The 21,537-nt window shown below is 70.9% G+C and carries 21 protein-coding genes; 13 read left to right on the top strand and 8 right to left on the bottom strand.

What is annotated here, in order from left to right:
* Positions 1-92: 92 nt before the first annotated feature.
* From ACBJ59_RS41825 to ACBJ59_RS41815, 3 genes are read left to right on the top strand one after another with little or no spacing between them, the layout of a single operon-like run.
* Entirely contained in the window at positions 93-1,040 is a 948-nt protein-coding gene (locus tag ACBJ59_RS41825) for an MBL fold metallo-hydrolase (RefSeq protein ID WP_375115652.1), read from the top strand.
* Positions 1,037-2,575, top strand: coding sequence for an FAD-dependent monooxygenase (locus ACBJ59_RS41820; RefSeq protein ID WP_375115651.1), 1,539 nt, complete (start codon positions 1,037-1,039; stop codon positions 2,573-2,575). Before ACBJ59_RS41825 ends, ACBJ59_RS41820 begins: the two co-directional genes overlap by 4 nt.
* A 17-nt stretch (positions 2,576-2,592) precedes the next feature.
* Positions 2,593-4,026, top strand: a complete 1,434-nt coding sequence (locus tag ACBJ59_RS41815) for a trehalose-6-phosphate synthase (RefSeq protein WP_375115650.1) — start codon at positions 2,593-2,595, stop codon at positions 4,024-4,026.
* Here ACBJ59_RS41815 and ACBJ59_RS41810 read toward each other — a convergent pair.
* Entirely contained in the window at positions 3,959-4,243 is a 285-nt protein-coding gene (locus ACBJ59_RS41810; protein ID WP_364114806.1) for a DUF4235 domain-containing protein, read from the bottom strand. The genes ACBJ59_RS41815 and ACBJ59_RS41810 overlap by 68 nt on opposite strands.
* A 78-nt stretch (positions 4,244-4,321) precedes the next feature.
* Between ACBJ59_RS41810 and valS the strand changes: the two genes are divergently transcribed.
* Positions 4,322-6,835: a valine--tRNA ligase gene (gene valS / locus ACBJ59_RS41805; protein ID WP_375115649.1), complete on the top strand. Its 2,514-nt coding sequence runs from the start codon at positions 4,322-4,324 to the stop codon at positions 6,833-6,835.
* A 42-nt stretch (positions 6,836-6,877) separates the two neighbouring features.
* Here the strand turns inward: valS and ACBJ59_RS41800 are convergent, their stop codons facing one another.
* Positions 6,878-7,396: an ArsR/SmtB family transcription factor gene (locus ACBJ59_RS41800; RefSeq protein WP_375115648.1), complete on the bottom strand. Its 519-nt coding sequence runs from the start codon at positions 7,394-7,396 to the stop codon at positions 6,878-6,880.
* Between the two features lie 41 nt (positions 7,397-7,437).
* On the opposite strand from ACBJ59_RS41800, the gene ACBJ59_RS41795 reads away from it, so the two are divergent.
* On the top strand, positions 7,438-8,685 hold the full coding sequence (locus tag ACBJ59_RS41795) for an MFS transporter (RefSeq protein WP_375115647.1): 1,248 nt from the start codon (positions 7,438-7,440) through the stop codon (positions 8,683-8,685).
* On the opposite strand, the gene ACBJ59_RS41790 is transcribed toward ACBJ59_RS41795, so the two are convergent.
* Positions 8,663-10,810: a DUF6351 family protein gene (locus ACBJ59_RS41790; protein ID WP_375115646.1), complete on the bottom strand. Its 2,148-nt coding sequence runs from the start codon at positions 10,808-10,810 to the stop codon at positions 8,663-8,665. The two genes, ACBJ59_RS41795 and ACBJ59_RS41790, sit on opposite strands and share 23 nt — an antisense overlap.
* A 163-nt stretch (positions 10,811-10,973) precedes the next feature.
* Between ACBJ59_RS41790 and ACBJ59_RS41785 the strand changes: the two genes are divergently transcribed.
* The 6 genes from ACBJ59_RS41785 to ACBJ59_RS41760 all read left to right on the top strand — a co-directional run bounded on the left by ACBJ59_RS41785 (position 10,974) and on the right by ACBJ59_RS41760 (position 15,318).
* Complete coding sequence (locus ACBJ59_RS41785; protein WP_375115645.1) at positions 10,974-12,380, top strand: AI-2E family transporter; 1,407 nt, start codon at positions 10,974-10,976, stop codon at positions 12,378-12,380.
* A 134-nt stretch (positions 12,381-12,514) separates the two neighbouring features.
* Positions 12,515-13,069 (top strand): PaaI family thioesterase, encoded by a 555-nt coding sequence (locus ACBJ59_RS41780; protein WP_375115644.1) that lies wholly within the window; start codon positions 12,515-12,517, stop codon positions 13,067-13,069.
* Positions 13,066-13,506 carry a dUTP diphosphatase gene (dut, locus tag ACBJ59_RS41775; protein WP_364114820.1) on the top strand — a complete coding sequence of 147 codons (441 nt, stop codon included), beginning with the start codon at positions 13,066-13,068 and terminating at the stop codon, positions 13,504-13,506. Before ACBJ59_RS41780 ends, dut begins: the two co-directional genes overlap by 4 nt.
* 84 nt (positions 13,507-13,590) lie before the next feature.
* Positions 13,591-14,226 (top strand): DUF3710 domain-containing protein, encoded by a 636-nt coding sequence (locus tag ACBJ59_RS41770; RefSeq protein WP_375115643.1) that lies wholly within the window; start codon positions 13,591-13,593, stop codon positions 14,224-14,226.
* A 29-nt stretch (positions 14,227-14,255) separates the two neighbouring features.
* Entirely contained in the window at positions 14,256-14,642 is a 387-nt protein-coding gene (locus tag ACBJ59_RS41765) for an OB-fold nucleic acid binding domain-containing protein (protein ID WP_364114824.1), read from the top strand.
* A 4-nt stretch (positions 14,643-14,646) separates the two neighbouring features.
* Positions 14,647-15,318: a DUF3159 domain-containing protein gene (locus ACBJ59_RS41760; protein WP_375115642.1), complete on the top strand. Its 672-nt coding sequence runs from the start codon at positions 14,647-14,649 to the stop codon at positions 15,316-15,318.
* Between the two features lie 37 nt (positions 15,319-15,355).
* Here the strand turns inward: ACBJ59_RS41760 and ACBJ59_RS41755 are convergent, their stop codons facing one another.
* A complete protein-coding gene (locus tag ACBJ59_RS41755) occupies positions 15,356-17,089 on the bottom strand; it encodes an HAD hydrolase family protein (RefSeq protein ID WP_375115641.1) in 1,734 nt (577 codons plus the stop codon).
* A gap of 157 nt (positions 17,090-17,246) precedes the next feature.
* On the opposite strand from ACBJ59_RS41755, the gene aroA reads away from it, so the two are divergent.
* Positions 17,247-18,485 carry a 3-phosphoshikimate 1-carboxyvinyltransferase gene (aroA, locus tag ACBJ59_RS41750; RefSeq protein ID WP_375115640.1) on the top strand — a complete coding sequence of 413 codons (1,239 nt, stop codon included), beginning with the start codon at positions 17,247-17,249 and terminating at the stop codon, positions 18,483-18,485.
* A 92-nt stretch (positions 18,486-18,577) separates the two neighbouring features.
* Complete coding sequence (locus ACBJ59_RS41745) at positions 18,578-18,859, top strand: hypothetical protein (RefSeq protein ID WP_375115639.1); 282 nt, start codon at positions 18,578-18,580, stop codon at positions 18,857-18,859.
* A gap of 109 nt (positions 18,860-18,968) precedes the next feature.
* Here ACBJ59_RS41745 and ACBJ59_RS41740 read toward each other — a convergent pair whose 3' ends face one another.
* The 4 genes from ACBJ59_RS41740 to ACBJ59_RS41725 all read right to left on the bottom strand — a co-directional run bounded on the left by ACBJ59_RS41740 (position 18,969) and on the right by ACBJ59_RS41725 (position 21,443).
* Positions 18,969-19,406, bottom strand: a complete 438-nt coding sequence (locus tag ACBJ59_RS41740) for a hypothetical protein (protein WP_375115638.1) — start codon at positions 19,404-19,406, stop codon at positions 18,969-18,971.
* Positions 19,407-19,521: 115 nt separating this feature from the next.
* The gene (locus ACBJ59_RS41735) at positions 19,522-19,908 is read right to left on the bottom strand and encodes a cyclase (RefSeq protein WP_375115637.1); all 387 of its coding nucleotides are present in this window, start codon (positions 19,906-19,908) and stop codon (positions 19,522-19,524) included.
* Between the two features lie 210 nt (positions 19,909-20,118).
* Positions 20,119-20,778, bottom strand: a complete 660-nt coding sequence (locus ACBJ59_RS41730; RefSeq protein ID WP_364114840.1) for a TrkA family potassium uptake protein — start codon at positions 20,776-20,778, stop codon at positions 20,119-20,121.
* The gene (locus tag ACBJ59_RS41725; RefSeq protein ID WP_375115636.1) at positions 20,778-21,443 is read right to left on the bottom strand and encodes a potassium channel family protein; all 666 of its coding nucleotides are present in this window, start codon (positions 21,441-21,443) and stop codon (positions 20,778-20,780) included. The genes ACBJ59_RS41730 and ACBJ59_RS41725 overlap by 1 nt, the downstream gene beginning before the upstream one ends.
* Positions 21,444-21,537: the final 94 nt, after the last annotated feature.

The raw sequence follows: 21,537 nt of genomic DNA, 5'->3' as shown, positions 1-21,537 counted from the left end.
GCACGCGGAGTGCGCCTGATCTCGGGAGAGATGGGCATGGGCAGGACGTCGGGCGTGCGGATGGACTTCGACGGCTGAGCGGAGGAGGAGCGATGGCCAAGCCGTTCGCCTCGTCGGCGGATCTCGGCGAGAAGAGGCAGTCTCTGGAGGTGCTGGCGGAGGGCGTCTACGCGCTCACGGCCGAGGGCGACCCCAACGTGGGCGCGATCGAGGGGGAGGACTTCCTCGTCTGCTTCGAGGCGCTGGCCACGCCGGTGGCCGCCCGCGAGTGGCTGGCCCGGCTGCGCGAGCACACGGACAAGCCGGTCAGATACCTCGTGTTGTCGCACTACCACGCGGTCAGGGTGCTGGGCGCCTCGGCGTTCGGCGCGGACGTGATCGTCACCCACGAGAAGACCCGCGAGCTGATCGCCGAGCGCGGCGAGCAGGACTGGGCCAGCGAATACGGCAGGATGCCGCGCCTGTTCAAGGAGCCCGGCTCGATCCCGGGCCTGACGTGGCCGACGGCGACGTTCAGCGACCGGTTCACCATCGATCTGGGCGGCGGGCGGGGCGACCTCGTCCTGCAATACTGCGGGCGCGGCCACACCGAGGGCGACCTGGTGGCCTGGCTGCCGGATCGGCGCATCATGTTCGCCGGAGACCTGGTGGAGTCGCAGGCCGCCCTCTACACCGGCGACGCCTTCCACCGGGAGTGGTCCTCGGGGACGCTCGACCGGGTGGCGTCGTTCGGGGCGGAGACGCTGGTCGGCGGCCGGGGCGCGGTGGCCAGGGGGAAGGACGGCGTGGCGGCGGCGATCGGGCAGACGCGCGACTTCCTGGCGGTGATGTTGCGCGAGGTGGGCGCGGCGGGGTCGATGAAGGAGGCGTTCGAGCGTACGCACCGGGCCCTGGAGCCGCGTTACGGCGCCTGGCCGATCTTCGAGCACTGCCTGCCGTTCAACGTCTCCAGGCTCTGGGACGAGCTGCACGGCGTCGAGCGGCCACGGATCTGGACCGCCGAGCGCGACCGGCAGGTGTGGGACGAGCTGCAGTCATGAGGAACGACGCACAGGTCATCGTGATCGGCGCGGGCCCGGTCGGGCAGAGCGCCGCGCTGCTGCTGGCCCGCTGGGGCGTCCAGGTGCTGGTGCTCGACCAGCGCCCGTCGCGGGGCAGGGGCGGCTCCAAGTCCATCTGCCAGCAGCGCGACGTGCTCGACATCTGGGCCGCCGCCGGCGCGGCCAAGGTGGCCGAGGAGGGCCTGGCCTGGACCACGGCCCGCACCTACTACCGCGACCGGGAGCTGTTCTCCTGGGCGTTCGAGCGTGAGGGGCCGCTGCCACCCTGCGTGAACATCTCCCAGAGCCGCACCGAGCAGATCCTCGACGAGGTCATCGCCGGGCAGCCGCTCATCGAGGTGCGCTGGGACCACGAGGTCACCGGCCTGTCCCAGGACTCCACGGGCGTCACCGTGCACTGCGGCCAGCGGCGGCTGCGCGCGCCCTACGTGCTGGCCTGCGCGGGTGCCAGGGCCCAGGGGCTGCGCGGGGGACTGGGGGTGGCCTTCTCCGGGGAGACGTTCGAGGACCAGTTCCTGATCTGCGACATCAAGGCCGAGCTGCCGGGCTGGGAGAACGAGCGCCGCTTCTACTTCGACCCGGTCTGGAACCCGGGGCGGCAGGTGCTCATCCATCCCTGCCCCGGCGGCACGTACCGGATCGACTGGCAGATCGCGCCGGACTTCATCCCAACAGAAGCCGATATATCGCGAAAAATCCGGCAGATCATCGGGGATCGGCCGTACGAGCTGCTCTGGCACAGCACCTACCGCTTCCACTCGCGCATCGCCTCCCGCATGCGGGTCGGCCGGGTCCTGCTGGCGGGCGACTGCGCCCACCTGGTGGCCCCGTTCGGTGCGCGGGGGCTCAACTCCGGCGTGCCCGACGCCGAGAACGCGGCCTGGAAGCTGGCCTTCGTGCTCAACGGCTGGGCGGGGGAGGAGCTGCTGGAGTCGTACCACGCCGAGCGGCACGCGGCCGCGCGGGAGAATCTGCAGGTCACCGCGGCCACCATGCGCTTCCTCGCGCCCAGGAGCGTGGAGGAGCGGATGCGCAGGCGGGCCGTGCTGGAGGGCGGCCGGGTCGCCGAGGTGGACTCGGGGCGCTTCGCCGAGCCGTACTGGTACGTGGACTCGCCGCTCACCACGCCCGAGCCGTCGCGGCCCTTCCTCGGCAGACCGCCGAAGGGAGCGCTGTGCGTGCCCGCGCCGGGCGTGATCCTGCCCGACGTGCCGCTTCCCGGGGGCAGATTGCGGGAGATTGCCCGGGACGGATTTCTCGTGCTATTGGGTGATATGTGCGATTCGAGTTTGTTTGTGCAGGTCCTGGGCAAGGTCATTACGGCGCCGCTCGCCGTACGCGGGCTCGCGGAGATGGATGGGACTGGCTCGCTCGCTGAGAGGCTCGGCGCCGGGCCGGATGAGGCATGGCTCATCAGGCCCGATTCCCACATCGCCGCGATCATCCCCCATGCGGGGCCGGAGTCGGTGGCGGCCGCTGTGAGCCGCGCACTCGGCGGCTCTCCTGACACATGACCCCATAGGAGGACTGCGTGAGTGGCCGTAGCTCGTTTCTGATCGTCGCGAACCGGTTGCCGGTGGACCGGACGATCGAGCCTGACGGAGCGGCCTCGTGGCGCAGGAGTCCAGGAGGCCTCGTCACCGCCATAGCGCCGGTGATGCAGCGCCGCCATGGCGCCTGGGCCGGCTGGCACGGGGCGCCCGACGAGAAACTGGAGCCGTTCGAGCAGGACGGGATGAGTCTCATCCCCGTGCCGCTGTCGGCCAGCGAGGTGGAGCTTTATTACGAGGGCTTCTCCAACGCCACCCTGTGGCCGCTCTACCACGACGTGGTGGCGCCGCCGGTGTTCGACCGGGCGATGTGGGAGACGTACCGGTCCGTCAACGAGCGCTTCGCCGTCGCGGCCGCCGAGGCCGCCGAGGAGGGCGCGGTCGTGTGGGTGCAGGACTACCAGCTCCAGCTCGTGCCCGCCATGCTGCGCAGGCTCCGGCCCGACCTGCGGATCGGGTTCTTCCTGCACATCCCGTTCCCGCCGACCGAGCTGTTCTGGCGGCTGCCGTGGCGCAAGGAGCTGGTCGAAGGGCTGCTCGGGGCCGATCTGGTGGGCTTCCAGCTGCCCGGCGGCGCCTCGAACTTCCGCAGGTTGTGCCGGCGGCTGCTCGGGCTGCCGTACAAGGGGAACGAGATCTTCCTCGACGACCGGATCGTGACCACGCAGGCGTTCCCGATCTCGGTGGACTTCGCGCAGCTCGACACGATCGTGCGCGAGCCGCACATCGTGGCGCGGGCCAAGGAGATCAGGATGGAGCTGGGCGACCCCGAGCACGTGCTGCTGGGCGTGGACCGGCTCGACTACACCAAGGGCATCGGGCAGCGGCTGGAGGGGTTCGGAGAGCTGCTCAAGGACGGGCAGCTGCGGCCCGGCGAGGCCGTGTTCGTGCAGATCGCGACGCCGAGCCGGGAGCGGGTGGACGAATACCGCCGGCTGCGCGACGACATCGAGCTGCAGGTCGGCCGGATCAACGGGGAGCACGCCCAGCTCGGCTACCAGCCGATCTGGTATTTCCACCAGTCCTACGGCCACGAGGAGCTGGCGGCGCTCTATCTGGCGGCCGACGTCATGGTCGTCACGCCCTTGCGCGACGGGATGAATCTGGTGGCCAAGGAGTACATCTCCTGTCACCACGACCTGCACGGCGGGCTGGTGCTCAGCGAGTTCGCCGGGGCCGCCGACGAGCTGCGGCAGGCCTATCTGGTCAATCCGTACGACGTGGAGGACGTCAAGCGGCAGATGCTGGCCGCGATGCGCGCCACCCCGCACGAGCTGGCCCGGCGGATGCGGACGATGCGCCGCCGGGTCGCCACCTACGACGTGGACCGCTGGGCCAGCGAGTTCCTCACGGCCCTGGAGACACCTGCTTCACAGACTTCCACGCGTCGTAGCGCTTCTTGGCGGTCCGGTTGACCACGATCTGCGCCACTGACATGCCCACTCCCATGACGACGGCGTAGCCGATCGCCTCACCCATGCTGACCTCGGGCGAGTCCGTGTCGATGGGCGGCTCCTTGCCGGTCGCCTTCCGCCAGGCGAACCCGAGGATCTTCCGCGCCGCCCAGGCGGTCACCAGGCCCACCAGGCCACCGATGACACGCCAGGCGACATCGGGCTTGTCCTCCGCCATGTCGATCTCCCTTCCCCTTTGTAACGAACACTAGTCTCTACCGCAGGCCGCGCCCGTGAAGCCGTACCATAAGGAGGCATGACTCAACAGCGACTACGCCGTCCATCCATGCCCCAAAAGCCGACCCTTGACGGCTTGGAGCAGGTATGGGTAGCTCGCTGGGAGGACGAGGGCACTTACCGCTTCGACCGGTCCAAGCCGCGTGAGCAGGTCTACTCGATCGACACGCCGCCGCCGACCGTGTCGGGGTCGTTGCACGTCGGGCATGTCTTCTCCTTCACCCACACCGACATCATGGCCCGCTACCAGCGGATGATCGGTAAGTCTGTCTTCTACCCGATCGGGTGGGACGACAACGGGCTGCCCACCGAGCGCCGGGTGCAGAACGTCTATGGCGTGCGCTGCGACCCGTCGCTGCCCTACGACCCCGAGTTCGTCCCCCCGGACAAGCCCGGCAAGCGTGAGATCTCGATCTCGCGGCGCAACTTCGTGGAGCTGTGCCACAAGCTGACCGCCCTCGACGAGCAGGCGTTCGAGGAGGTGTGGCGGCGGGTCGGGCTGTCGGTCGACTGGTCGCTGCTCTACACCACGATCAGCGACGAGTCCCGCGCGGTGTCGCAGCGGGCGTTCCTGCGCAACCTGCTGCGCGGCGAGGCCTACCTCGCCGAGGCGCCGACCCTGTGGGACGTCAGCTTCCGCACCGCCGTCGCCCAGGCCGAGCTGGAGGACCGGGAGTGGCCCGGCGCCTTCCACAAGATCTCCTTCTACGGCGAGAAGGGCCCGGTCTGGATCGAGACGACCCGGCCCGAGCTGATCCCGGCCTGCGTGGCGCTGGTCGCCCATCCCGACGACGAGCGCTACCAGGAGCTGTTCGGCACCTCGGTGCTGACGCCGCTGTTCGGGGTCGAGGTGCCCGTGCTGGCCCACCGGCTGGCCGAGCCCGACAAGGGCACCGGCATCGCGATGATCTGCACGTTCGGCGACATCACCGACGTCACCTGGTGGCGGGAGCTGCACCTGCCGACCCGGCCGATCCTCGGCTGGGACGGGCGGCTGCTGCCCGAGCCGCCGGAGGGCGTGGAGGAGGAGCCGTACAAGGAGCTGGCCGGCAAGACCGTCCACAGCGCCCGCGAGCGGATCGTGGAGCTGTTGCGGGAGTCGGGCGACCTCGAGGGCGAGCCCCGGCCCGTGCGGCGCACGGTGAAGTTCTACGAGAAGGGCGACAAGCCGCTGGAGATCGTCACCACCCGCCAGTGGTACATCCGCAACGGCGGCCGTGACGAGGAGCTGCGGCAGCGGATGCTGGCGCGCGGGCGCGAGCTGACGTGGCACCCGCCGCACATGCGCGTGCGCTACGACAACTGGGTCGAGGGGCTCACCAGCGACTGGCTGATCTCGCGCCAGCGCTTCTTCGGCGTGCCGTTCCCGGTGTGGTATCCGATCGACGAGTCGGGGCAGGCCGTCCACGACGCGCCGATCCTGCCCACCGAGGACATGCTGCCGGTGGACCCGTCCTCCGACGTGCCGCCCGGCTACACCGAGGAGCAGCGGGGCGTGCCCGGCGGGTTCATGGCCGACCCCGACGTCATGGACACCTGGGCCACCTCGTCGCTCACGCCGCAGATCGCCGGCCGATGGGGCTCCGACGACGACCTGTTCCGCCGCGTCTTCCCCGCCGACCTGCGGCCGCAGGCCCACGAGATCATCCGCACCTGGCTGTTCTCGACCGTGGTCAGATCGCACTACGAGTTCGGCGGCACGCCATGGAGCGACGTGGCGATCTCCGGGTGGATCCTCGACCCCGACCGCAAGAAGATGTCCAAGTCCAAGGGCAACGTGGTCACCCCGCTCGACCTGCTGGAGCAGCACGGCTCCGACGCGGTGCGCTACTGGGCGGCCAACGGGCGCTACGGCGTCGACACCGCCTTCGACGCGGGGCAGCTCAAGATCGGGCGGCGGCTGGCGATCAAGATCCTGAACGCCTCCAAGTTCGTGCTCGGGCTGGCCTCCGACGACGCCGGCTCCGAGGTGACCGAGCCGCTCGACCGGTCGATGCTGACGGCGCTGAGCGACGCCGTGCGGGAGGCGACGGAGGCGTTCGAGGCCTACGACCACACCCGGGCGATCGAGGCCGTGGAGCGCTTCTTCTGGGCGTTCTGCGACGACTACCTGGAGCTGGTCAAGGCCCGCGCGTACGAGTCCGGCGCCGCCTCGGCGTCGGCGCACGCGGCGCTGCGGCAGGCGCTCGACACGCTGCTGCGGCTGTTCGCGCCGTTCCTGCCCTTCGTGACCGAAGAGGTGTGGTCGTGGTGGCGCGATGGCTCGGTCCACCGCGCCGCCTGGCCGCTCACGGAGCGGGGAGAGGGCGACCCGGCCGTGCTGGCGGTGGCCTCGGAGGTGCTCGGGCAGGTCCGCAAGGCCAAGTCGGAGGCCAAGCAGTCGATGCGGGCCGAGGTCTCCCGGCTGACCGTGTGGGCGCCCGACGTGGAGCTCGTGCGGCAGGCGCAGGACGACCTGTGCGCGGCGGGCAACGTCGAGGAGTTCGTGCTCGACTACGGCGACGAGCTCAAGGTCGAGGTCCAGCTGGGCTGACCGGCGCTCCGACGCCGGGCGCCCCGCGCGGGGCGCCCGGCGTCAGCCGTCTCTGGCGACGTCGCGGTGGAGGGCGAGGAACACCGAATATGCCTCCCCGCCCGGCGGCGACTGCCGGCCCTGGAAGTCGTCGAACACCTCCTGCAGCCGCCTGCGCAGCTCCTCCCGGCCCTGCGCGGTGAGCCTGAGGCCGAGCCGGGTGAAGTCGCCCTCCTCGACGTCGGCGAGCCTGACCTCCTCCAGGAAGGCGTCGAGGATCGCGGTGTTGGCGCCGGTCACGCCGCTCTCGCGGACGTCCATCTCCCACGACTTGCCGGTGGCGCGGTAGGGGATCTCGGTGGAGCCGCGCGGGCCGGGACGGCTCGGCTCGGCCGCCAGGAAGCCGGTGTCGACCAGCTTGCGCACGTGGTGGAGCGTGGTGGCGGGATTGGCGCCGAGCCGGCTCGCGATCTCCTTGTTGGTCAGCGCCTGGTCGAGGCAGAGCCGCAGGATGCGCAGGCGGATGGCGGAGGCCAGCGCGCGGGCCTCGGCCTCGGTGGCCGGGCGGCGTTTGGTGCCCATGGATGGCCACCCTATAACCGGTTGATTTTTATCAATCGGTCATGGATTCTCTTTTCGTGAGCTTGTTAAAAGATCACGACTTCCGTGGGCTGTTCCTGGCCGACAGCGCCAGCCAGGCGGGCACCCAGATCCTGGTGCTGGCCCTGCCGCTGGTCGCGGTCTCGGCGCTGCACGCCTCGGAGTTCGAGGTGGGCGCGCTGGCCGCGTGCCAGACGCTGGCGTTCGTGGTGATCGGGCTGCCTGCCGGGGCGATCGTCGACCGGTTGGGCAAGCGCGCGGTGATGGTGGTCAGCGACTGGGCGCGGGCCCTGGCGCTGGCCTCCGTGCCGGTGGCCTGGTGGCTGGACGGGCTGACCATCCACCAGCTCTACGCCGTCGCGCTCGTGCTCGGGGTGTTCACCGTGTTCTTCGACGCCGCGTACCAGAGCTACCTGCCGCACCTCGTCGGACGCGAGCGGCTCGTCGAGGGCAACTCCGCGCTGGAGGGCGTGCGTACGGTGGCGCAGCTCGGCGGGCCCGGCGCCGGCGGCTACCTGATCCAGTTCCTCACCGCGCCGTTCGCGCTCGTCGTCACCGTGGCCGGCTTCGCCTGGTCGGCCCTGTGCCTGGCCACCATCCGCAAACCGGAGGCCCGGCAGGAGCGCCGCCGTGGCCACCTGGGGAGGGAGATCGGGGAGGGCGTCAGGTTCGTGCTCGGGCATCGGCTGCTGCGCCGCGTCGCGGGGTGCGCGGCCACCGCGAACCTGTTCGCCACCATGGCCCAGCCGCCGATCCTGTTGCTGCTGGCCAGGGACCTCGCCCTGGCCCCGGGCACCATCGGGCTGCTCATGGCCGCGGGCGGGCTCGGGGGCGTCACCGGAGCGCTGGCCAACCGCCGGATCGCCGCCCGCTTCGGGCAGGGGCCGACGATCTGGCTGGCCATCGGGCTGCCCGCGCCGCTGATGTTCCTGGTGCCGTGGGTGGAGGCCGACTGGCGGCTGGGGTTGTTCGTGGTGTTCGAGTTCTTCTTCGGCGCGGGCGCGGTCGTCTTCAACGTCACGCAGCTCAGCTTCCGGCAGGCCATCACACCCGAGCCGCTGCTCGGCCGGATGAACGCCACCATCCGCTTCCTCGTCTGGGGCACGATGCCGCTCGGCGGCCTGCTGGGCGGGGCGCTGAGCGCGGCGATCGGGGTCAGGAACACGCTGCTGGTCGCCGCGTCCGGCGCCTGCCTGGCGTTCCTGTGGGTGGTCACCTCGCCCATGCGCTCCATGCGGGAGCTGCCCGTCAGTAGTCACACACGCCTGTAGGGAAGATCTGCTTCAGGCGGGCGCGCTGGTCCGCCGTCGGCTGCCAGGAGCCGTACAGGCCCCGCGCGACGGCCCGCTCGACCGGCTGGAGCCGGCACTTGTAGACGCCGCCCTCGATGGGGCCGCCCGCCACGATGCGGGAGGTCGAGTAGAGCGGGAAGCGCTGGGTGCAGGCGCCGGGGGAGCGGCGGTCGAGGACGCCGTCCCAGACGTGCGGGCCGGCCGCGATCTGGGTGCCGTCCGTGGCGAAGCAGCGGTCCACGGCGTCGGGCGGCCTGTTGCCCGTCACGCCGCGCGCCGGATATTTCCGGATATTGGCCATCCACTCGTCGATCACCCGCAGCGCCTCGGGCGTCTGGTCGAACTTCGGCCCGTCCGGGCGGGCGTCGGTGAACCAGATGACCTGGTTGCCGGCCCGGCCGTCGTGGTCCAGCATCCGCTTCCTGGAGGCGAACGACTGGTGCGAGTTGTGCATGTCGAGCTGGTCCTCCAGGTACGGGCGCCAGTCGATGATCGGCAGGTCGATGTCGCCGCGGAACACCAGGCCGCTGCGCTGCACGTTCCTGATCGCGACGGGGTCTCCCGTACGCCTCGGGGCCGGGTCGCCCAGGTTGGCGTTGCGGGCGCTCCACGGGTCGAGGTCGGCCGGGCAGGCGGAGGGCACGAACGGGCAGCCCTCCTGCACCATGTCGGCCGCCTCCTTCCACGAGCCCGCCTTGGCGTTGACGTCGAGGAACTCCTCCGGCGTGATCACCCCGTCGGTGAGCGCCCTCAGCCCGTACTGGACGCCCACGTTGTCCCAGGTGGAACGGGCATAGCCGCGCTCGTCCACGCCGTAGACCTTCCTGAGGTCGTCCCAGTGGGTCCACTGGACGGTGTCCTTGACGCCCGGCGGGTCCATGCGCTGCCACTCGGGGTCGTTGTCGGAGGTCCAGAGCGGGTTCATGGTCAGCGGGGTCAGGCCGCGCCAGCCGTTGACGCACTCGTCGGAGCCGGGCCTGCCGGTGTACGGGTTGGGCACGGTGTCGCTGGCGTTCATGCCGATCAGGGCCGTACGGTCGTCCCACCTCGCCCAGCGGGGGTTGTGGTCCATGTAGCGTTCGAGCAGCTCGCAGTCGCCCACGTGGATGGTCTGGGTGACCATGTCCGGATAGGAATACTGCGGGACGGCGGCGTCGATCACCCTGTTTCCGTGGTTCTGGCCGTAGATGTACTGCTGGATGGCGCCGCCCGAGCCGCCCACGCCCACCGTGTAGAGCGGGAGGCCGTGCCGCTCGACGAAGCGCTCCTTGACCATCAGGGCCGTCTCGCCGCCCAGGATCAGGTTGTAGTGGGTGGAGGTGCGGGTGCCCGAGGAGTGCAGGATCGCGTAGCCCTTGCCCAGGCCGTACGGGTCGAGGGCGGCGCCGCCCAGCGTGCCCTGGTCGTGGCCGATCGCGACGCCGCCGTCGAACCGGTAGATCGCCCGGCCGTTCCAGCCGTCCTCCAGCATGGCGATCGAGTAGAGGAAGCGGTTGATGACGCCGCGCTCGCGGCGTACCACGAAGTCGACCGTACGGCCGTCCAGCAGCGTGGTCGTGGCCAGGTCGGCGGGGCGCTGCGCGGGCATGGGCTTGTACGTGCCGTCGGTGGACCGGTAGAGGCGGTCGGTGACCGTGGGGGCGAAGCAGTCCTTGCTCCAGCCGCCGCTGACGCGCATGCCCTGGCCGTCCTGGTTGTCCACGGCCGGCGGCCCGAGGCCGCTGCGCTCGGTCTTGCACAGGAACGGGTACTGGTGGGCGCCCGAGAAGATCGGCCCCTGGATCGGGTGGTTGCGCACCCTCAGGTTCTCCCGGTGCGGCCACGCCACCGCGGTGATCGTGTTGTCCCCGTCGGCCAGGCCGGTCACCAGGCCCGTGAGGCCGTCGGCGGTCTTCGTGAGGGACTGGGTGACGTCCTCGCCGTTGCGCAGGACCTTGAGGCGCGCGCCGCGGGTCTGACGGACCCTGATCAGGGCGTCGCCGCCGCTGACCTGGTCGGCGCGGCTGGAGAGCACCTCCAGCGCCAGGGCGGCGCGGGAGGCGTACGCGGGGGCGGGGGCGGCGACGAGGGACGCCAGCACGGTGAGGACCACCACAGCCTTCATGACCATGACGGTGACACGCGCTCCACCCCTTGCACAGGCCCGATCTCGGAGTTGTGAGCCGCGTGCCGTCGCATGGGTGCGCGGCGTGCTGCTTGATTACGCTGTGAGCTGCCCGGCCGTTATCCGCGCGCATCCCGGGCCCGGACATGCCAGTCTTGAACACGTGCTGTCCGACCGCCCAACCAAGCTCGTGCCGCCCGTGCTGGCCAAGATAACCGCATGGTGCGTGTGCCTGATCGTCGTCGGCGTGGTCGTCTACTTCATCGTCCAGGTGATCGCCCGCCTCGCGTTCGTGGCGCTGCCCGTGGCGATCGCGCTGCTGCTGACCGCGCTGCTGTTCCCGCTGACGAGAAGCCTGCGCAACGCGGGCATGCGGCCCATCTACGCCACCTGGATCACCATGCTGGTGGCCCTCACCGTGCTCGTCGGCACGGGGTGGCTGGTCGGGGCGCGGGCCGGCGAGGAGTTCCCCAACCTGGTCAAACAGGTGCAGGAGACGGCCAGGACCGTTCAGGAGTGGCTGATCACCGGCCCGCTGCACCTCCAGCAGGCGCAGATCACCGGCTACGTCGACGAGATCGCCGCCATGGTCAACGCGCAGCGCTCGGCCATCACCGGCACCGTGCTGTCCGCGGGCGCGGTGGCCGTCGAGGTGCTCGCCTCCATCGTGCTGCTGCTGTTCGTGACGTTCTTCCTGCTCAAGGACGGCGACCGGATCTGGTCGTGGTTCCTGAAGGCGTTCGGCGGGGTGGCGCCGCGGGTCGACCGGGCGGGGCGGGCCGCGTGGGCCACGCTCTCCCACTACGTCCAGGGCACCGTGGCGGTGGCCGCCGTGCACGGGCTGATCATGGGCATCGTGCTGGCCGGGATGGGGGTGCCGCTCTGGGCGCCGCTGGCCGTGCTGATCTTCTTCGCCAGCTTCATCCCCATCGTCGGCATCTTCTTCGCCGGGACCATCGCGACACTGGTCACGCTCGGCGCCAAGGGGCTCGTCTACGCGCTGATCTTCCTGGGGATCCTCATCGTGGAGCAGCAGCTCGAGAACCACGTGCTGCAGCCGCTGATCGTGGGCCGGGCGCTGAACTTCCATCCGCTGGCGATCATCCTGGTGCTGTCCATCGGGGGCATCCTGGCGGGCATCGCGGGGGCCGCCGTGGCGGTTCCGGTGGCGGCGGTGATCTACCGGGCGCTGCCGGAGCTGAGACACAAACCACGCGAGCTACCACCGGGCCACGACGACGAACCCCCCGGCGGCGCCCCTCCGCCCGGCCCGGGTCCCGGGAGCGGTCTGCTCGGCGACGACGGCGGCGGCGACCGGGGGTGGCCGGAGCGTCCCGGCGGCTCGGGTGATCGGCCCGCCGGTCCGGGTGAGCGACCTGCGGGGTCGGGTGATCGGCCTGCGGGGCCGGGAGCGCCTCCGGCCCGGCCGGGCGATCGCCCCATCGGGTCGGGCGAGCGGGCTGCCGGGGTGCGTGACGACGACGCCGCGCGTGACGACGGCGCCGCGCGTGACGGCAGTGTCGCGCGTGACGGCAGTGTCGGCGCGCAGGCCCGCGCTGCAGGGTCGTAAGCCCGCGAGTCCGAGAGCAGACCTGCGCGGCCGGAAACGCCGATCCGCGCGGCGGGGTGCGTGGCGGTGGTGTCGGGGTGCGGCACGGCGACTGGGGACGAGCGTCGGGGGGACACGGAGTAACCTCGTCACCCGTGACTCGTTCCTCCCTCACCACCCCGCCACCGGGCGCTAGCGCGCCCGAGGCGCATCCCGACGCGCCGGCGCCGGGCACCACCCTCGGCTCCCACTACAGCCAGTGCTTCGGCTGCGGCACCGGGCACCCGACCGGGCTGCACCTCACGGCCAGGACCCCCGACGGCGCCACCGTCGAGGCCGAGTTCACGGTGGGGGAGGCGCACCAGGGAGCGCCCAGGCTGGCGCACGGCGGTGTGCTGGCCGCCGCCATGGACGAGGTCATCGGAATGTCCGTCTACCTGTTCCACAAGCCCTATGTGACGGGACGGCTGGAGACCGACTACCTCCTCCCCGTTCCCGTGGGCACGACACTCCACCTGCGTGCCTGGTGCAACGGCATCTCGGGCAGGAAGGCGTACCTTGAGGCTGAGGGGCGCATCGGCGCCCCCGACGGACCGGTCGCCGTCCGCGCGGCAGCGCTGTTCATCGAGGTGAACATGGAACACTTCGCCAAGCACGGCGACCTGGCCGCCATCGCCGCCGAACACCAGGACTACGAGGTGAACCCTTGAGCAACGTGGAGATTCTCATCCAGCGGCTCGACCCCGAGCTGCCGATGCCGTCGTACGCCCATGCCGGAGACGCGGGCGCCGACCTCCACGCGGCCGAGGACGTGGAGCTGATGCCCGGCGAAAGGGCCGTGGTCGGCACCGGGGTGGCGATCGCTCTGCCCGATGGTTATGCCGCATTCGTGCACCCGCGTTCGGGGCTGGCGGCCAGGAACGGTGTCACACTGGTCAACGCCCCCGGCACGGTGGACGCCGGCTACCGGGGCGAGATCAGGGTGACGCTGATCAACACCGACGCCAAGGAACCGTTCCGGCTCAAGCGGGGCGACCGCGTGGCGCAGCTCGTCGTCCAGCGGGTCGAGCGCGCGGTCTTCTCCGAGGTCGAGCGCCTGCCGGGGTCCGTACGCGGCGCCAACGGGTTCGGATCGACCGGTCGCTGACCGGTGCGCAGCAAGGGGCCCCGGCCGGGGCCCGACCAACAAGGGGCCCCGCGAGTGGCCCGATGAGCAGGGAGAGTGAGGAACGTGTTCCGACGTCGTCGTCGTGAGCAGCCGGAGCAAGTGGGCGAGCAGGAGGCTGCGGCCCCCACGCGAGAGTCCGGCCCGTGGGACGCCGACGAGCCCCACCCGGAGACCGACCGGATCGACCTGGGCGGTCTGCGGCTGCCGCACAACCCCGACTTCGACGTGCGCCTGGCCTCGGTCGGGGATCAGCACGTCGGCGTGGTCGTCCTGTACGAGGACAGCTCGCTGCAGCTCCAGGCCCTGGCCGCGCCGCGCAGCTCGGGCCTGTGGGACGAGGTGAAGACGAAGATCCTGGCCCAGGCCAAGCACCTGGAGGAGCGCGAGGGACCGTTCGGCAGCGAGCTGACCGGCGAGATGAAGGCCGACGGCAACACCAGACCGGTCCGCTACATCGGCATCGACGGCCCGCGCTGGTTCCTGCTCGCGGTGGTCTCCGGCAAGGCGGCCGTCGACGACACGGTGGCGGCGGCGTACGTCGACTTCATCAAGGACGTCGTGGTCGTCCGCGGTGACGAGCCGATGGCGCGGGAGGAGGCGATCCCGCTGCGCCGGCCCAACGATCAGGCGAGCGAGGGCGAGGAGCGGCCGGGCCTCAACCCGTTCAAACGAGGTCCTGAAATCAGCGAGATTCGCTAAGGGCTGACATTCACATAGGCTGAACCATCATGAGTACGGCAGAGCCCCCCAAACGCGGGGGATTGCGCGGGTTCTTCAGTCGGCTGGCATCCACCCAGTCCGAGATCGAGGCCCAGGAACTGCGAGAAGACGCCGACGAGATCGGAGCGACCCCGATCGTCTCGTGTGGCGGCCGCCGGCGCTTCTGCGTGGCGGGTACGCTACGTACGGTGACACTGCGTCCGCGGGGCGGTGCCCCCGCTCTCGAGGCCGAGCTCTATGACGGGTCAGACGTGATCGATCTGGTCTGGCTCGGCCGCCGTAAGATCGCGGGCATCGAGCCCGGCCGGATCGTCAAGGCCGAGGGCCTGGTCAGCATGCAGGACGGGCGCAAGGTGATGTTCAATCCGCGTTACGAGCTGCGCCCAGGGAGTTGATCAGGTGAGTGCTGAGGCGGAAGAAGTCGCCCACGACACCGTTGAGGCGGCGGTGCGAGCACAGCTCGCCAAGGCGTTCGGCGGCGTGCGGGGCATCATCGAGGCGGCGGTGCCGACGATCGCGTTCACGGTGTCGTGGATCACCACCGAGGACCTGAAGACGTCGCTCATCGTCAGCATCTCGCTGGCGGTGCTGCTGCTGGCGGTACGGATCATTCAGCGGTCCTCGCCACAGTTCGTGATCAACAGCCTGATCGGCATCGCGATCGGCGCGTTCTTCGCCAGCCGTACGGGCGACGCGAAAGACTACTTCCTGCCCGGGATCCTGTACAACGCCGGCTATATGGTGGCGATGCTGATCTCGATCGTCACCAGATGGCCGGTCGTGGGCTTCCTGATCGGTTCGGTCACCGGTGATCCGACCGCCTGGCACAAGGATCCCGGCATCGTGAAGCTGTGCACGCGGCTGACCTGGCTCCTCATGCTGCCCTGTGCGGTGCGGGTGGCGGTGCAGGGTCCCGTCTACCTGTTCGGTGGCGGGGACCAGGCGGTGGCGGCACTCGGCTTCGCGAAGATCGTCATGGGCTGGCCGCTCCAGGTGGCCGGGCTGGCGGCGATGCTCTGGGTGCTCGGCCGCGGCCGCACCCCGATCAAGCCGCCCGTCGCTCCGGCCTGAGCAGCGGTCGGGGCCCGGCCTGTCCGGGCGCCGGTCGTCAGCGGTCCTTGTGGTCGGGGTCGTACGCCGTGGGCTCGGCGGGCAGGGTGTAGCGCGCGCCGATGAGGTCGGCCACGCGTCGCCGGCTCTCCTGCGGCGGGCCGTCCCGTTCCGCGCGCTCCAGCGCCGCGACCTCGTCCGCCAGCTCCGCGTCGCCCAGGCAGTCGCGGATCCACGCCGAGTAGTCGCACCGGCGCAGGTGGTGCATCCACGTGTCGTCGTCCACGCCCTCACTCAGCTCGACGAACGTGTGCAGGTTCCTGGCCCGTAGCCGCAGCCGCTCCTCGGGGCCGGTGAAGTAGAAGCTCTTGTCCTTGGCCATGGTGCCGGCCGCGTACTTGCGCCGGTGCCGGGTCCGCTCGATCCGGGCCGGGGCCAGCGTGAGCCGCCGGGCCTCCGCGGTTCCGTCGTGCCACAGCGCGAGGTCGCCGTCCGGGGAGGGGTGCAGCGAGGGAGCCTCCAGGCCGCGCGCGCCGGCGAACGCGGCCAGCGTGCTCTCCGGCTCCTTGCCCACCGCGACCGTGCTGGTGACCAGCCGCAGCGCGGACGGGCTCATCGCGTCGGGGTGCACGGTGATCATCAGGACCGCGCCCAGGTCGCCGGGGTCCTCGATGGGTACGTGACGCACCTCGGCGGGCATCAGGTGATGGGCCTCGTCGAGCACGAGCCAGTGCGGGTGCCCCAGCTTGGCCCGCAGCCCGGACAGCCGGGGCAGCAACTCGGCGAAGTACGTGGGCCGGTCGCGCAGCTGCAGGCCGATCAGGTTGATCGCGACGCTGTGGCCCGGCTGCTCCAGCACGTGGACGACCTCGTCCACGCCGGGCACCCGGTCCGGGTCGCCCAGCACGGTGACGCCCGGATATTCCGCGTAGTCGCCTTCCGGGTCCACGATCACGCACTGGTAGCCGTCGCCGGCCAGCCGTTCGAGCAGCGCCGTGGTGACCGTGGACTTGCCGCTGCCCGAGGGTCCCGCCACCAGCAGGCCGATCCCGTACGTGGGCAGGCGTACCTCGTCGCCCTCCACGTGCCCGAGCAGGACGTCGTGGCGCGGGATCGCCAGGCCGTCCAGGTCGCCCGCCAGCAGCTTCCCGGCCAGCTCGGCCACCCCGCGCCCGGCCTCGCCGTCCAGGCACAGGTCGCAGGCGTCCCTGAGCGCGGGCAGGGCGTTGGCCACGGCGGCACCGCACTCGGCGGCGGCCAGGAACGCGTGGTCGTTCTCCCCGTCGCCGACCGCGACCACGCTGTGCCGCGACAGGCCCAGCCGGTCGAGGGCGGCGGTCAGGCCGGTGGCCTTGTTCACGCCCGGGGGCAGCACCATGACGGCGCCCTTGTTGTAGATCACCTGCAGCTCCAGGCCCAGGTCGTGGATCGCCTCCAGGACGTCGTGGTCGTGGGGCTCGCGCGTGGCGACCAGCACCTGCCCGATCCCGAGCGGGCTCACTCCCACCTCCCGCAGCCGCTCGGCCAGCTCGGGCGGCGGAGGCTCGGCCAGGGCGTCGCAGGTGTGCTGGCGGGGGTCGTACAGCAGACCGCCGTTCTCGGCCACGACCAGGTCGAACAGGGCCGGGTGCGGGAAGACGGACAGCAGGTCGTCGAGCTCGCGCCCGGTCACCAGCAGCAGCTTGATGCCGGCGCGCGACAGCCGCTCCAGCACCTCGATCGTCTCGTCGGCCACCTGGCCGGCCCTGGCCAGGGTCTCGTCGTAGTCGCAGGCCAGCACGTTGTAGCGCATGATCCCCACCTACCCGGCGGGGGCCGGGCATCCGGCCGGGCAGGTGAATCCGAGGTGAACTTTGACCTGGTCGCGCGACGTCCGGCGCATCCCTCCGGGGAGCGGGTGCGGCCGGGGGTGGCCGGGCCCTGAGACGTCGGAGCCCTAGGCTCCTGGGATGAGCATCTTGTACGTTCCGGGATCGAAGTCGGTCACCGCCCGCGCCCTGTTCCTCGCCGCCGCCGCGCGCGGCACCACGGTGTTGCGGCGGCCGTTGGTCTCCGATGACACGGAGGGCTTCGCGGAGGGGCTGCTCGCGCTGGGGTACCGGGTGGAGCGCGGGCCGGACGCGTGGACGATCGAGGGCCGCCCCGAGGGGCCGCCGTCCGGCGAGGCCGAGGTGTTCTGCCGCGACGGGGCCACGACCGCCCGCTTCCTGCCCGCGCTGGTGGCGGCCGGGCACGGGGTCTTCCGTTTCGACGCCTCCGCCCAGATGCGCCGCCGCCCGCTCGGCCCCCTCACGCGGGCGCTGCGCGAGCTGGACGTGGACCTGACGCACGAAGGGGAGGAGGGACACCACCCGCTGACCGTGCGGGCGAACGGCATCAAGGGCGGCCGGGTCACGCTGGACGCCGGCCTGTCCTCGCAGTTCCTCACCGCGCTCCTGCTCGTCGGCCCCCTCACCCACGAGGGCCTGGAGATCACGGTGACGGATCTGGTGTCGGCGCCGTACGTGGAGATCACGCTCGCCATGATGCGGAGCTTCGGGGTGGAGGTGCGGCGGGCGGGCGACACCTTCCTGGTGCCGCCGCAGCCGTACACCGCCGCCGACTACACCATCGAGCCCGACGCCTCCACGGCGAGCTACCCGCTCGCCGCCGCCGCGCTCACCGGGAACAGCGTCACCGTCCCGGGCCTGGGTTCGGGCTCCCTGCAAGGGGACGTACGGTTCGCGGAGGTTCTCGGCCGGCTGGGTGCATCCGTCGAGATGTCCACCGATGCCGTGACCGTGACCGGGACGGGGCGCTTGAACGGTCTCACGGTCAACATGCGCGACATTTCCGACACCGTCCCCACGCTCGCCGCCATCGCCCCGTTCGCCGACGGCCCCGTACGGATCGAGGACGTCTACAACACCAGGGTCAAGGAGTGCGACCGGCTGGAGGCGTGCGCCGAGAATCTGCGCCGCCTCGGCGTTCCGGTGAGCACGGGCCGGGACTGGATCGAGATCCAGCCGGCGACGCCGCGCCCCGCCGAGATCGCCTGCCACGGTGACCACCGGATCGCGATGGCGTTCAGCGTCACGGGGCTGCGCACGCCGGGGATCACGCTGGACGAGCCGGGGTGTGTGAAGAAGACGTTCCCCGGCTTCCACGAGGCGCTGGCGGGGCTGCGGGCCGGGTGGGGGCTGGAGTAAAGACCTCCGGGTCCAACCCTTAACCACTTGATCCACTTGTGCGGGTACGAACGCTGGCGAACGATCATCTCGCACTTCATCGGGGGACCACCATGTACAAAAGCGCCATCGCCGCCGTCACCATGACAGCTGCCGCCCTGCTCCTCGCCGCCATGCCCGCGCTCGCTTCCGGCGATCCCGACTCCAAGACGCCGGAGCACGGAACATGCGAGAAGCAGATGGCCACGCTGGTCAAGCTCCGCCAGCCGATGCTGGTCGTGTTCACGAACGGGGCATGTGCGGACATGGAGCTCGAGATGGAGGAGTTCGGCACGGACGAGTTCGACATCAAGGAGTTCGGCATGGAGGACGAGACCCACGAGGACATGGACTGAGTCCGTACGTCCGAACCGGGAGGCCCCTCGGACGGGTGTCGCGAGGGGTTTCCTGCTGTTCGGAGAGTCGCCGGGCACGTCCGCCGGCCCAGCCGGAGGTGGCTGCGGCTCACGCGTGCGGACGGCGGATCGGGCACGGGTGGCGGACCTGCCGGTTCGGGCAGCAGATCACGCCGATCGTGATGAACCGCCCGCCCTGCAGCCATTCGCCCCACTGCACGTCCACGCCACGGGTCAGCAGATCGAGGGCGATCCGCAGCCGCTCCTCGATCGGAACCGCTTCCGGCAGGAGCAGCGCCTCGCCGACCTTGGCGTACTCGCCCGCCATCCACTCCGTGGCCTGCCGGGCGTCGTCGAAGGTCGCGGCGACGCGCGAGGCGGGTTTGGCCAGCCAGTCGCCGGTCCGCATGGGCGGCAGCGGGGAGGCACGGAAGCCGGGTGAGGCGGGACGGCGCTCGTCCTCGTTGCCCCGCTCGGCTCCGGTGCCGGTCCACCGGTAGGCGTGCCAATGCATGCTCATGCGCTCCCGCAGGCTCATGCCCTTCACGAGGGCTTTGTCCTGATGAGTTCCTCCCCAAAACGCGGCCGGGGAAGAAATCACGCCAGGCAACAGCCGAACGGCAGCACGCTGCTCGGGCACATCGGCAAGCCATAAGGGCGGTTCAGCGGACGGCGGCTTCGGTGAGCTGCTTGATGTACGCGTTGCGCTGCAGGATGAGCCCGGTCATGTAGCGGCGCAGGACCAGGATCTCCGCGATGGTGCCCAGCGGCCCGGCGGGGGCGGCGAAGTCGACGATGTCCTTCATGAGGGTCGCTTCGGTGCCGGTCTCGTTGTCGGGCGTCGATGCGAAGGTGTGCGTGTGGATCCAGCGCCGGAACGGGCCGCTCACTTGTTCGTCGACGAAGTACGAGGGCGGGGTGCAGGCGCTGATGGTGGAGGTGAGGTGCCAGGTGAGGCCGAAGTGGCGTGCTCTCCAGGTGACACGATCGCCCAGGGAGAGTTGCCCGGAGGTGACCCCTGCGACGGCCTGCTCGCGTGAGCCTCGCATGGAGGAGGTGTGCGACTCGACGGACAAGGACGCGTCGAAGACGAGTGCCGGGGTGCGAGGACGAGCGTGGTCACCTCCCTCGACCGCGGGCTCGGGGTGGGAGCCCCGAGCCCGGACAGCGCGTACGAGCCGACGACGCAGGACCGCCTCGGGACGGGCATATGGGGCGCACCCGGCAGCCGGCCCACGGGTGGGCGGATCCCGAGGGGGTCAGTGCTGGGAGAGGAGGTGGGCGAGCTCCTGCTCGACCTCCTGGCTGGCCACGAACAGCAGCTCGTCCCCGGCCTCCAGCGGATCGTCCGCCGTCGGCACCAGCACGCGCCCCTCCCGCAGGATCGCCACCAGGGCGGAGTCCACCGGCCAGGGCACCGAGCCGGCCCGCTGCCCCACCACCGGTGCGTCCTCCGCCAGGGTCAGCTCCACCAGGTTCGCCTGCCCCTGCCGGAACGTCATCAGCCGTACGAGGTCCCCGACGCTGACCGCCTCCTCCACCAGGGCGCTCAGCAGGCGCGGGGTCGAGACGGCCACGTCGACGCCCCACGACTCGTTGAACAGCCACTCGTTGTTGGGGTGGTTGATGCGGGCCACCACGCGCGGCACGCCGTACTCGGTCTTGGCCAGCAGGGAGACGACGAGGTTGACCTTGTCGTCGCCGGAGGAGGCGACCACGACGTGGCAGTTGTTGAGGCCGGCCTCGTCCAGGGACGCGATCTCGCACGCGTCGGCGAGCAGCCACTCGGCGCGCGGCACGCTGTCTATCTTGATGGCCCGGGGGTCGACGTCGATGAGCAGGACCTCGTGGCCGTTCTCCAGGAGCTCGGCCGCTATGGAACGGCCGACGGCGCCGGCTCCGGCGATGGCGACGCGCATCACTCGTCCTCTTCCGGTGCCGCGGCCAGCACCTTGTTGATCCGGTTCATGTCGGTCTCCGCGGCGATGACGTGCAGCACGTCGCCCTCCTGCACCACGGAGTCCTCCGTGATGGTCAGGGCCTCTCCCATGCGGTTGAGGAAGGCGGCGCGTGCCCTGGCGCGGGATTCGAGGTCGATGACGCGGGTGCCGATCCAGGAGGGGTTGACGGTGACCTCGGCCAGGACGACGGTGCCCGTGGGGTCGCGCCAGAGCGGCTCGGCGCCCTCCGGGAGGATGCGGCGCATGATCTGGTCGGCCGTCCACCGTACGGTCGCCACCGTCGGGATGCCCAGCCGCTGGTAGACCTCGGCCCGGCGGGGGTCGTAGATGCGGGCCACCACGTTGTCGACGCCGAACGTCTCGCGCGCCACGCGGGCGGAGATGATGTTGGAGTTGTCGCCGCTGGAGACCGCGACGAAGGCGGTGGCCGACTCGACGCCGGCCTCGGTGAGCACGTCGCGATCGAAGCCCACGCCGGTCACCCGCCGCCCGCGGAACCCGGCCCGGAGGCGGCGGAACGCCTGCGGGTCGCGGTCGATGATCGCGACGGAATGCCCGCTGTCTTCGAGGATGTGGGCCAGGGTCGATCCGACCCGGCCACACCCCATGATCACTATATGCATTTCCCCCCGCATCGTCGCGGTCGGCCGGTTGTTCGACACCAGTATGGCCCGATGGGGGAGCGCCTCGTTTAGGGCCTCGTCGTGGGACTAGCAT

Source organism: Nonomuraea sp. MTCD27, assembly GCF_041950495.1.
Lineage (GTDB): Bacteria > Actinomycetota > Actinomycetes > Streptosporangiales > Streptosporangiaceae > Nonomuraea.
This window is presented reverse-complemented; position numbering and strand designations above follow the sequence as displayed.